This window comes from Amycolatopsis sp. NPDC098790 (assembly GCF_044759945.1).
In the GTDB taxonomy this organism is placed as follows: domain Bacteria; phylum Actinomycetota; class Actinomycetes; order Mycobacteriales; family Pseudonocardiaceae; genus Amycolatopsis.
This window is the reverse complement of the sequence record NZ_JBIWAI010000013.1, coordinates 90,642-102,738: the sequence shown is the minus strand read 5'-3', so window position 1 is coordinate 102,738 and position 12,097 is coordinate 90,642. Positions and strand designations below refer to the sequence as shown.

At 69.6% G+C, this 12,097-nt stretch carries 7 protein-coding genes; 4 read left to right on the top strand and 3 right to left on the bottom strand.

The annotated features are described in order from the left end of the window. Positions 1-332: 332 nt before the first annotated feature. The 3 genes from ACIQWX_RS50180 to dnaE all read right to left on the bottom strand — a co-directional run bounded on the left by ACIQWX_RS50180 (position 333) and on the right by dnaE (position 7,117). Positions 333-1,526: a low temperature requirement protein A gene (locus tag ACIQWX_RS50180; RefSeq protein ID WP_400887307.1), complete on the bottom strand. Its 1,194-nt coding sequence runs from the start codon at positions 1,524-1,526 to the stop codon at positions 333-335. Between the two features lie 419 nt (positions 1,527-1,945). Further along, on the bottom strand, positions 1,946-3,427 hold the full coding sequence (locus ACIQWX_RS50175; protein WP_400887305.1) for an MFS transporter: 1,482 nt from the start codon (positions 3,425-3,427) through the stop codon (positions 1,946-1,948). Between the two features lie 105 nt (positions 3,428-3,532). Further along, positions 3,533-7,117 carry a DNA polymerase III subunit alpha gene (gene dnaE, locus ACIQWX_RS50170; protein ID WP_400887303.1) on the bottom strand — a complete coding sequence of 1,195 codons (3,585 nt, stop codon included), beginning with the start codon at positions 7,115-7,117 and terminating at the stop codon, positions 3,533-3,535. A gap of 594 nt (positions 7,118-7,711) precedes the next feature. Between dnaE and ACIQWX_RS50165 the strand changes: the two genes are divergently transcribed. From ACIQWX_RS50165 to aspA, 4 genes are read left to right on the top strand one after another with little or no spacing between them, the layout of a single operon-like run. Beyond that, positions 7,712-8,359, top strand: coding sequence for a FadR/GntR family transcriptional regulator (locus ACIQWX_RS50165; protein ID WP_400887301.1), 648 nt, complete (start codon positions 7,712-7,714; stop codon positions 8,357-8,359). After that, the gene (locus tag ACIQWX_RS50160; RefSeq protein ID WP_400887298.1) at positions 8,356-9,774 is read left to right on the top strand and encodes an amino acid permease; all 1,419 of its coding nucleotides are present in this window, start codon (positions 8,356-8,358) and stop codon (positions 9,772-9,774) included. Before ACIQWX_RS50165 ends, ACIQWX_RS50160 begins: the two co-directional genes overlap by 4 nt. Further along, positions 9,771-10,688, top strand: coding sequence for an asparaginase (locus tag ACIQWX_RS50155; RefSeq protein WP_400887296.1), 918 nt, complete (start codon positions 9,771-9,773; stop codon positions 10,686-10,688). Before ACIQWX_RS50160 ends, ACIQWX_RS50155 begins: the two co-directional genes overlap by 4 nt. Next, a complete protein-coding gene (gene aspA / locus ACIQWX_RS50150) occupies positions 10,685-12,076 on the top strand; it encodes an aspartate ammonia-lyase (protein ID WP_400887294.1) in 1,392 nt (463 codons plus the stop codon). The genes ACIQWX_RS50155 and aspA overlap by 4 nt, the downstream gene beginning before the upstream one ends. Positions 12,077-12,097: the final 21 nt, after the last annotated feature.

The window sequence follows — 12,097 nt, the reverse complement described above, 5'->3', positions numbered from 1 at the left end:
TTTAATGCTCTCAAAGGAACCTCATACGAGGTTCAATACATAAGCTCTACTGGCTTAGTTCACTAGCACACTGTTGAGTTCTCAAGCAACACACTTCGGACCGCCGCGCCGCGAAGCGCCTTGGTCTTCGGCTTTTGTTTCAAGCTTTGTTCCAGGGATACCACCCTGGTTCGGGACCACCCACTCTACCACGATCGTGGGAGCTTGGTTCGTGTTCCCGGCGGCCACCCGGTTTCCCTGGCGACTTGGAGAACTTTACATGCCCCCGAAACCCCCTTGCACAGGGGGGTCCCTTTAACCGCGCCAGGCCGCTGACCTGCACCGATCGGCGCTCACACCGTCTGGGGCTCGCCGTGGGTCGCGACGACCGTCAGCGCGACGAGCGCGGCCGTCAGCACCGCGGCGACGTGGATCGGCGCCGGCGTGAACGACGCCGCCAGGACGAGCACCGCCGTCACCGGGAAGCCGATGGCGATCGGACGGCACTCGTTGGTCGGCCCGATGTGCAGCAGCCACACGCTCAGCAGGAAGACCGCGACCGGGATCGTGGTCGGCAGCGCGGCAGCCACCCCGCCCAGGTGCAGGGTCCCCGTGTCGTACGCGACCGCCACCTCGAGCCCCGCTCCGACGGCCGCGATGGACGCGAAGATGAAGTAGTGCCCGTAGCCCCAGCTCATCGACGTGAACATCGTCGGGCGGCGGACGAGCCGCGCGTGGCCCGGGCGGTCGAAGTACAGCCACCACATGGAGAACACGAGCACCAGCCCGGCCGCGGCCAGCGAGACCAGCGCGCCGGTGTGCCCCGGTCCGGCGGCGCCCTCCTTGATCGCGTTCGTCGCGCCGAGGATCACCTCGCCGAGGACGATCAGGGTGAACAGGCCGTACCGCTCGGCGATGTGGTGCGGGTGCCACGTGGTGCCTTGGCGGCGCTCCGCCCACACCGGCACCCCCATCTCCAGGACGGCGAACACCACGAAGGCCGCCACCCGCACGCCGTGCGGCAGCCACAGGTAGGAAACCCACAGCACCTGGATGACCGCGATGCCGGCGGCGTACCGCAGCGCGGCGGGCCGGCAGCCGGGATCCGACCGCGCCGCCCGCAGCCACTGGAACACCAGCGCGAGCCGCATCAGGACGTACCCGACGACCATCAGCCGGAAGTCGCCTTCGAACGCGCTCGACACCGCCGCCGCGACGGTCAGCCCGCCGGCGATCTGCACGAGCGTGGCCAGCCGGTACGGGACGTCGTCGGTGTCGAACGCCGAGGCGAACCAGCTGAAGTTCAGCCAGCCCCACCAGATCGCGAAGAAGACCATCGCGAAGGACGAGACGCCGTGGGCGGCGTGGCCCTCGGCGAGCGCGTGGTGCAGCGAAGCCCCGGCCTGGCCGACGGCGACGACGAAACAGAGGTCGAACAGCAGTTCCAGCGGGGTCGCGACGCGGTGGTGCTCACCGCTGTCGCGCGAGCGCATCGGCCGGTACCACACCCGGAGCCGGCTCTCCGGCCGCGACGGCTGCTGGGTCATCGGAGCTCCCGGTGTCGTGCCTGTCGGACGCGGTCATCCCAACATGATCACGAGCGGGGTGGAAGCACGACACGAAGAACGGGCGGGCCCGGTTCCCCCTCACCCGGGCCCGCCCGCTGCCGTCACGCGCCGGCGGCTGCCGATGGGCATCCCTTCCGCGACTGCCGGACGGTCCCCCGCGGACGCCGACACTCACTGGACGGAAGGTGACCGAGTGTGTCCATTCCCTCGAACTCCGGACGCCTCGATCGCTCGGGCCGGTCACCCCATCCCCGGGTGGCCGACCGATTGCCACTGTCGGTAGCCGAAGCCGCGCAGTGAAGGCTCCATAAGATCTACCCGGTTGCTCTGCGTAGCACCAGTGTCTTTCCGTGCTCGTCACTCGTTTGGAGCATCGCGAATCTGCGGACAGTAGTGTCTCAGCCCCGCTGGACGTCCGCGGCGGACGTCTCGGCCCGCCGGTCCTCGGTTTCGTGCTCGGAAGTCTGCGCACGGTGGCGCCGCGCCCGGAGTTCGGCGATCGCGAGGGCCAGCGCGGTGCACGTCAGGCCCGCCGCGCAGCACAACGCGATGGTGAGAGCGAGCGGGTAGTCCTTCGCGGAGCCGACGACCGTGCCGAACACCGACGCGAGCACGGCGGTGCCGATGGCCGTGCCGATCCGCTGCCCGGTCTGCAGCGCGCCGCCGGCGACGCCCGCCATCCGGACCGGCACGCACTCGAGCGTCAACGTCGTGTTCGGCGAGATCACCATGCCGCCGCCGACCCCCGCGAACAGCAGCGGCAGCGCGAACGCCCACCCGGACGCCGACGGCGGGACGAACTCGGCGAGCAGCGCCACCGCGAGCAGGCCCAGCGCGACCATGGCCAGGCCCGTGACGGTCAGGCGCCTTCCGTACGTCGGCACGAGCCGCCCGGCGACGGCCGCGGACACCGCCGAGCCCAGCGCGAACGGCGTCACCGACAGGCCCGACTGCAGCGGCGTGTAGCCGAGGCCCTGCTGGAAGAACATCGCGAAGACCAGCCAGATCCCGGCGAACCCGCAGAAGTAGAGCGCGCCGACCGACGCCCCGGCCGCGTACCCCGGCGTGCCGGTGAACAGCCGGGTGTCCAGCAGCGGCGACCGGCCGCGCCGGACGACCGAACGCTCCCAGCGCACGAACCCGAACCCGAACACCGCGGCGACGAGGAACAGCCACCAAAGCTGCGCGAAGCCGCCGCTGTCGGAATCGATGACCGGCAGCAGCACGCCGAGCACGGCGACCGCGAGCAGCGCGATGCCGACGAAGTCGATCTCCGCCCCGACCTTGACCTTCTTCTTTTCGCTGCGTGGCAGCAGCCGCAGGGCCAGCACGAACGCGACGACGCCGATCGGGACGTTGACGTAGAACACCCAGCGCCAGCCGTCCTCGGCACCGAAGACGGCGAGGATCGCGCCGCCGAGGATCGGGCCGACCGCCGTCGAGATCCCGACGACTGCGCCGAACATCCCGAACGCGCGGCCGCGCTCGGCGCCGCGGAAGAGGTCCTGGATCAGGCCGGTGTTCTGCGGGGTGAGCATGCCGGCCGCGACGCCCTGGGCGAGCCGCGCGATCACCAGCATCGTCTCGTTGGGGGCCGCGCCGGCCAGCGCGCTCGTGATGACGAACGCGGCGAGGGCGCCGAGGAACATGTTCCGGCGGCCGAACGCGTCGCCGAGCCGGCCACCGGTGACCAGGACCAGGCCGAACGCCAGTGCGTAACCGGAGACGACCCAGCGGATGCCGCCGCTGGTCGCGTGCAGCCCGGACTGCATCGACGGGAGCGCGACGTTGACGATGCTGACGTCGAGCAGGCCCATGAACCCGGCCGTCAGTGAAACGGCGAGCGCTTTCCAGCGCCGGGGATCGGGTTCGTACGACATCGAAGGGCTGACCTCACGCGTGTTCACCGGCCGGGGATACCCCGCTCAGCAAACACGAAAGGCGGGATCCGCGCGCGTTGTGCTCCGCGGTTCCCGCCCTGTTCGTCACGTGCTGGCCGTAATGCCCCGGATGCCCTTCAGCTCGCCGATCAGCATGGAGCTGACCTTCACCGGGTAGTCGTAGAGCGCGAAGACCGTCTGGTTCCGGCCGACCAGCTTGAGGTGCACCGGGGTTTCCCCCTTGTGGGCGAGCAGCGTGGACCGCAGCTCGCTGACCACCGACTGGTCGATCTTCTCCGCCGCGGCCAGCAGGACCAGCGGGGGCTCGTCGTCGCCGTTGCCGGTGCCGACCTCGGACAGGTCCAGGGTCGCCAGGCCGCCGCCGAAGATGGACATCTTGTCCTCGCGCCAGTTGACCCGGCCCTTGACCAGCACCGCGTTGTCCTCGATCAGCTCGCCCGCGAAGAGCGCGTACGACTTCGGGAAGAACAGCACCTCGAGCGAGGCGTCCATGTCTTCGACCGTGCAGATCGCCCAGGGCTCGCCCTTCTTGTTGACCCGCCGCTCCAGCGACGTGATCAGCCCGGAGATGACGATCTCGCCTTCCTTGGGCGGGTCGGCGAGGATACCGGCGATCGGTTTCGGGGCGTGCTTGCGCAGGATCCGCTCGGCGCCGTCCAGCGGGTGGGCCGAAACGTACAGGCCGAGCATCTCGCGCTCGTAGGCGAGCAGCTGCTTGCGCGGGTACTCCTCCTCGCCGAACTTCAGGTGCGCGAGCGGCGAGGACGACGGGGCCGCCTCGCCGTCGTCGCCGCCGAAGCCGAAGAGGTCGAACTGGCCCATCGCCTCCTGGCGCTTGAGCGGGACGACGGCTTCGACCGCGTCCTCGTGGACCTGGATCATCGACAGCCGCGTGTGGCCGAGCGAGTCGAACCCGCCCGCCTTGATCAGCGACTCGATGACCCGCTTGTTGCAGGCCACGAGCTCGGACTTGTCGAGGAAGTCGGTGAAGGAGGCGTACTTGCCCTTCTCCTCGCGGGTCTTGATGATCGACTCGACGACGTTCGCGCCGACGTTGCGGACGGCACCCAGCCCGAAGCGGATGTCGTCCCCGACGGCCGCGAACCGCAGGGCCGACTCGTTGACGTCCGGCGGCAGCACCTTGATGCCGAGCCGGCGGCACTCGGACAGGTAGACCGCCGACTTGTCCTTGTTGTCGCCGACCGACGTCAGCAGGGCGGCCATGTACTCGGCGGTGAAGTTCGCCTTGAGGTACGCGGTCCAGTAGGAGACCAGGCCGTACGCGGCCGCGTGGCTCTTGTTGAACGCGTAGCCGGCGAACGGGAGGATCGTGTCCCAGAGCGCCTTCACGGCCTCGGCCGAGAACCCGCCCGGGAGCAGGTCGCTGGCCTTCATGCCGGCCTCGAAGCCCTCGTACTCGAGGTCGAGGACTTCCTTCTTCTTCTTGCCCATCGCGCGGCGGAGCACGTCCGCGCGGCCCATCGTGTACCCGGCCACCTTCTGGCCGATGTGCATGATCTGCTCTTGGTACACGATCAGGCCGTAGGTGTCGGCCAGGATCTCCCGCAGCGGCTCGTCGAGCTCCGGGTGGATCGGCTTGACCTTCTGCCGGTTGTTCTTCCGGTCCGCGTAGTCGTTGTGCGCGTTCATGCCCATCGGGCCGGGGCGGTAGAGCGCGCCGACCGCGACGATGTCGTCGAAGACCGTGGGCTCCATGCGGCGGAGCAGGTCGCGCATGGGCCCGCCGTCCAGCTGGAACACGCCGAGCGTGTCGCCGCGGGCGAGCAGCTTGTAGGTCTCCGGGTCCTCGACGCCCAGGGTGTCGAGGTCGATGTCGATCCCGCGGTTGGCTTTGATGTTGTCGATCGCGTCACCGATGACCGTGAGGTTCCGCAGGCCCAGGAAGTCCATCTTGAGCAGGCCGATGGCCTCGCACGACGGGTAGTCCCAGCCGGTGATGATCGAGCCGTCGTCACGCTGCCAGAGCGGGATCGCGTCGGTCAGCGGGTCGCACGACATGATGACCGCGCAGGCGTGCACGCCCGCGTTGCGGATCAGGCCCTCGAGGCCGCGGGCGGTCTCGAAGATCGTCTTGCACTCGTCGTCGGTCTCGACGAGCGCGCGGACCTCGGCGGCCTCGCCGTAGCGCTCGTGCTTGTTGTCGACGATGCCCGAAAGCGGGATGTCCTTCGCCATGATCGGCGGCGGCAGCGCCTTGGAGATCTTGTCCGCGATCGCGTACCCGGGCTGGCCGAAGTGGACGCGCGCGGAGTCCTTGATCGCCGCCTTCGTCTTAATGGTGCCGAACGTGATGACCTGGGCGACCTTGTCCGAGCCGTACTTGTCGGTCGCGTACCGGATCATCTCGCCGCGCCGGCGGTCGTCGAAGTCGATGTCGATATCGGGCATCGAGACGCGCTCGGGGTTCAGGAACCGCTCGAACAGCAGCTTCTGCGGGATCGGGTCCAGGTTGGTGATACCGAGGACGTACGCGACGAGCGAGCCGGCCGCCGAACCACGGCCCGGGCCGACCCGGATGCCGACGCGGCGGGCGTAGCTGATGAGGTCGGCGACGATCAGGAAGTAGGCCGGGAAGCCCTTCCCGATGATGACGTCGAGCTCCTTCTCGATGCGCTCGTCGTAGCCCTCGGGCGGGCCGTCCGGGAAGCGCCACTTCAGGCCCTTCGCGACCTCTTCGCGCAGCCAGCCGCCCTGGTCGTAGCCTTCCGGCACCTCGAAGAACGGCAGCCGGTCCTTGTGCGCGTAGACGTCTTCGTAGGACTCGATGCGCTCGGCGATCATCAGCGTGGTGTCCGCCGCGCCCGGGACTTCCTTGTCCCAGTACTCGCGCATCTCGGCGGCGGACTTGAGGTAGTAGCCGTCGCCGTCGAACTTGAACCGGGTCGGGTCGTTGAGGGTCTTGCCTGCCTGGACGCACAGCAGGGCGGAGTGCGTGTCGGCCTGGTCCTTGGTGACGTAGTGCGAGTCGTTCGTCGCGAGGGGCCTGAGGTCGAGCAGCCGGCCGATCTCGAGGAGACCTTCGCGGACCGACCGCTCGATCGGCAGGCCGTGGTCCATCAGCTCGAGGAAGAAGTTGCCGGCGCCGAAGATGTCCTTGTAGTCGGACGCGGCCTGGATCGCCGCTTCCTTCTGGCCCAGCCGCAGCCGGGTTTGCACCTCACCGGACGGGCAGCCGGTGGTGGCGATGATGCCGGAGTGGTTCTCGGAGATCAGCTCGCGGTCCATTCGCGGCTTGCGGTAGTAGCCCTGCATGCTGGCCAGCGAGGACAGCTTGAAGAGGTTCCGCAGGCCGGTGGCGTTCTGCGCGAGCATCGTCATGTGGGTGTACGCGCCGGCGCCCGAGACGTCGCCGCCCTCGCCCAGCTCGTCGGAGCCGCGCTGGTTCGACTGTCCCCAGAAGACGGGCTTCTTGTGGAACCGGCTCTCCGGCGCGATGTAGGCCTCGATGCCGATGATCGGCTTGAGGCCGGCCTTCTTGGACTGCTGGTAGAACTCGTCGCCGCCGTACATGTTGCCGTGGTCGGTCATGCCGACCGCGGGCATGCCGAGGCGCGCCGCTTCCGCGAAGAGGGGAGCGATCTTCGCCGCACCGTCGAGCATCGAGTACTCGGTGTGGACGTGCAGGTGGACGAAAGAATCGTTCGACACCAGCGAAAACCTCCCCTTGGTTGGTCGGACCTGCGCGCCCGGGTCCCTCACCCTAACCCGTGGCGCTCTCGGCTCCGACACGTGCTCGCAGGGTCGATTCTGCTCCTCGGGGGAGGTGTTCCGCCGGTGGGACACGCCCCCCTTTTCGGGCGGTGGTGATCACGGGCACGCGGTGCTGCCGGGCGGTCACGCGGGGCGCCGGTTGAGGGGGTGGGCCGGTCTTGGGGATCGGTTCGGGTGGGGCTTGTGGCCGGGGGCGCGGGACGGCGGCTGGGCCCGGGGGCGGCGGGGTGGCGGCGGCTGGGGCACGGGCCGGCCGACGACATGAACGACCCTTTCATGTCGTCTGGTGACATGAACGACCCTTTCATGACGTCCGGTGAGACGAGCCGGCGAACGGCGGGGCAAGCCGAGTCGCCGCCAAACCGAGGCCGGCGGCGGCCGGGTGCGCGTCACGAAGCCAAACGCCGGTGAGGTGAGCCACAGCCGCCGCCGCTCGCGTTGACACCCCGTCCCCCGGCGCCGAGCATCCCTCCCATGAACCTGTCTGACAGCCAGACAGCCGGACAAGGTGGTCCCCGGCGGGTCAGCGCCATGGAAGCCGTCCTGGCGCACCTGCGGCAGCTCATCGAGCGCGGTGACTACCCCGTCGGCGCCAAGCTGCCCTCCGAAGCGGCCCTCAGCAGGGAGTTCGAGGTCAGCCGCTCGGTTGTCCGGGAAGCCCTCCGCGGTCTGCAGGCCCTCGGGATGACCGAGTCCAAGACCGGCAAGGGCACCTTCGTCACCGCGACCGGCCCCGCCGACAACCCCACCTTCGGGCCCTACTCCGCCCGCGACCTCATCGAGGTCCGCCGGCACGTCGAGATCCCCGTCGCCGGCTACGCCGCCACGAGACGCAGCCAGGACGACCTCGACCTGCTCGGCCACCTCCTCGACCGGATGGACGCCGAGACCGACAACACCGCCTGGGTCGCGCTCGACTCGCTCTTCCACATCACCATCGCCCAGGCCTCGGGCAACCCCGTCTTCGGGAAGGTGATCGAAGAGATCCGGGACGCGCTGGCCCGCCAGTCCGCCTTCCTCAACCAGCTCGGCGACCGGCGGCGGCAGTCGAACATCGAGCACCGCGAAATCGTCACGGCCATCGCGAGCGGCGAAGAAGCAGCAGCCGTCGACGCCATGACCGCGCACCTCACGCACGTCGAAGCCACTCTCACCAGCATCGTGAACGGGGACCAGTGACCGAGCAGACCCTCACGGCCCCCGCGGACGCGGGCGACGCCGGCTACAACAAGGCCCTCAAGCCCCGGCACGTGAACATGATCGCCATCGGCGGCGCGATCGGCACCGGGCTCTTCCTCGGCGCCGGCGGGCGGCTCGCCCAGGCCGGGCCCGCGCTCGCCATCGTCTACGCCGTCTGCGGGCTCTTCGCCTTCTTCGTCGTCCGCGCGCTCGGCGAGCTCATCCTCTACCGGCCCTCCAGCGGTGCCTTCGTCTCCTACGCCCGCGAGTTCATGGGCGAAAAAGGCGCGTACGTCGCCGGGTGGATGCACTTCCTCAACTGGTCGACCACCGGCATCGCCGACATCACGGCCATCGCGCTCTACGCGCACTTCTGGTCGTTCTTCTCCCCGATCCCGCAGTGGGTGCTCGCGCTGATCGCCCTCGCTGTCGTCCTGACGCTCAACCTCGTCTCGGTGAAGCTGTTCGGCGAGATGGAGTTCTGGTTCGCCATCGTCAAGGTCGCCGCGCTCGTGCTGTTCATGGTGATCGGCATCTTCCTGCTCGTGACGCAGACGCCGATCGACGGCGCGGCAGGCGGGCCGCAGCTGCTCGCCGACCACGGCGGGATCTTCCCCACCGGGCTGCTGCCGATGGTGCTGATCGTGCAGGGCGTGGTGTTCGCCTACGCCTCGGTCGAGCTGGTCGGCGTCGCCGCCGGGGAGACCGAGCACCCGGAGAAGATCATGCCGAAGGCGATCAACTCCATCATGTGGCGGATCCTCGTCTTCTACGTCGGCTCGGTCGTGCTGCTGGCGATGCTCCTGCCGTGGAGCTCCTACACGAAGGACCAGAGCCCGTTCGTCACCGTGCTCTCGCACCTGGGCGTGCCCGCGGCGGACAGCGTGATGAACCTGGTCGTGCTCACCGCGGCGCTGTCGAGCCTCAACTCCGGCCTCTACTCGACCGGCCGGATCCTGCGGTCGATGGCCAAGGCGGGTTCGGCGCCGAAGTTCACCGGCGTGATGAACCGCAACCAGGTGCCCTACGGCGGCATCCTGCTCACCGCGTCGGTCTGCGTGCTGGGCGTCGGGCTCAACTACCTGGTGCCGAAGGAAGCCTTCGACATCGTGCTCAACTTCGCCGCGATCGGCATCCTCGCCACCTGGGCGATCATCGTCCTCTGCCACCTGCTCTTCGTCCGGAAGGCCAAGCGCGACGGGCTCGAGCGGCCCGCGTTCCGGCTGCCGTTCTCGCCGTACACGGAAATCGCGACGCTCGTGTTCCTCGCCGCGGTCGTCGTGCTGATGGGCTTCGACGAGACCGGCCGGATCACCCTGCTGGCGCTGCCCGCGATCGCCGTCGCGCTGGTCGCGGGCTGGTTCGCCGCCCGCAAGCGGATCGACATGCGCGCGTTCGACGAGGAGGGCATGTGACCACCGAACCCCTGGTCGAGCTGGTCCGCGACGGTCTGGTCGAAGGCGTCCACCACGGCGCCGCGATCGTGCTCGGCCCGGACGGCGAGACGCTGTTCGCCGCGGGCGACCCGGACGTCGCGATGTACCCGCGGTCGACGGCCAAACCCCTGCAGGCCACGGCGATGGCGCGGCTCGGGCTGCGCCTGTCCCCCGCCGGGTTCGCCATCGCGGCGGCCAGCCACTCCGGCGAGCCGATGCACCTCGACGCCGTCTCGGACGTGCTCGCCGGCCGCTCCCCCGACGCGCTCGGCAACCCCGCCGACCACCCGTACGACCCGGTCGAACGGGACCGCTGGGTCGCCGCGGGCCGGGCGCCGAGCCGGCTCGGGCACAACTGCTCCGGCAAGCACGCGGCGATGCTCGCGACCTGCGACCTGAACGGCTGGAGCACCGACGGCTACCTCGACCCGGCGCACCCGCTGCAACGCGCGATCGCCGCCACCGTCGAGGACCTGACCGGGCACGGCATCGAGCGCGTGGCGGTCGACGGCTGCGGCGCACCCCTGTTCGCGACGACGTTGCGCGGCCTCGCGACCGCCGTCTCGAAGATCGCCACGGCCGCGCCCGGGACGCCGGACCACCTGGTCGCCGACGGGATCCGGCGGCACCCGGAGCTGGTCGGCGGGAGCCGCCGGGACGTCACCGCCGTCATGCGCGCGGTGCCCGGGCTGATCGCGAAGGACGGCTTCGAGGCCGTCCAGGTCGCCGCTTTGCCGGACGGCACGGCGATCGCGGTCAAGATCTCGGACGGCGGTGACCGCGCGCGGTACCCCGTGCTGGCCGCCGCGCTGAAGCTGTGCGGGGTCGAGGTCCCGGACGGACCGGGCAACCTGCGCGTCACCGGAAAACTTCTCGTGGAGAGCCGGCGATGACCACCCGACGCGAACACGACCTGCTCGGCGACAAGGACGTCCCCGCCGACGCCTACTGGGGCGTGCACACCGCCCGCGCCCGCGAGAACTTCCCCATCACCGGCACGACGATCGCCGCCTATCCGCACCTGGTCGAGGCACTGGCCGCGGTGAAGGAAGCCGCGGCGCGCGCCAACGCCGAGCTGGGGCTGCTGGAACCCGAGATCGCGGACGCCGTAGTGAGTGCCTGCCGGGAAATCCGCGAAGGCGCGCTGCACGGCGAGTTCGTCGTCGACGTCATCCAGGGCGGTGCCGGGACCTCGACCAACATGAACGCCAACGAGGTGATCGCCAACCGCGCGCTCGAGCTGCTCGGGCACGCCAAGGGCGACTACCACGTCGTGCACCCGAACGAGCACGTCAACCTCGGGCAGTCGACGAACGACGCGTACCCGACCGCGGTCAACGTCGCGACGATCATCGCCGTGCGCGAGCTGTCCGACGCCATGGTCGTGCTGGAGAAGGCGTTCGCCGCCAAGGCCGTCGAGTTCCACGACGTCCTGAAGATGGGCCGGACGCAGCTGCAGGATGCGGTCCCGATGACGCTCGGCCAGGAGTTCGGCACCTACGCCGTGATGCTCGGCGAGGACCGGCTGCGGCTGAACGAGGCCGTCGCGCTGCTGCACGAGATCAACCTCGGCGCGACCGCGATCGGCACCGGCCTCAACGCCGCGCCGGGGTACGCCGAGGCCGCGTGCCGGCACCTGCGCGAGATCACCGGGCTGCCCGTCGTCACCGCGGCCGACCTGGTCGAGGCGACGCAGGACTGCGGCGCGTTCGTGCACCTTTCGGGCGTGCTCAAGCGGATCGCCGTCAAGCTGTCGAAGAGCTGCAACGACCTGCGGCTGCTGTCCTCGGGCCCGCGCGCCGGGCTCAACGAGATCAACCTGCCGCCGGTGCAGGCCGGGTCGTCGATCATGCCCGGGAAGATCAACCCGGTGATCCCCGAGGTGGTCAACCAGGTCGCGTTCGAGGTCATCGGCAACGACGTCACCGTGACGATGGCCGCCGAAGCCGGACAGCTGCAGCTCAACGCCTTCGAGCCGATCATCCTGCACGCGCTGTCGGAGAGCATCACCCACCTGGGTGCGGCCTGCCGGACGCTCGCCTCGAAGTGCGTCGAAGGGATCACCGCGAACGTCGACGTGCTGCGCGCCTACGTCGAGAATTCGATCGGGCTGGTCACCGCGCTCAACCCGAGCATCGGCTACGCGGCCGCGACGGAGATCGCCAAGGAGGCCCTCGCGACCGGGCGGGGCGTCGCCGAGCTCGTCGTCGAGAAGGGCCTGCTCCCCGCCGAAGAGCTGGCCAGGCTGCTGCGTCCGGAAACGCTCGCGCGGGCGAACTGAGGTACGGTCGGATCCGGAAGG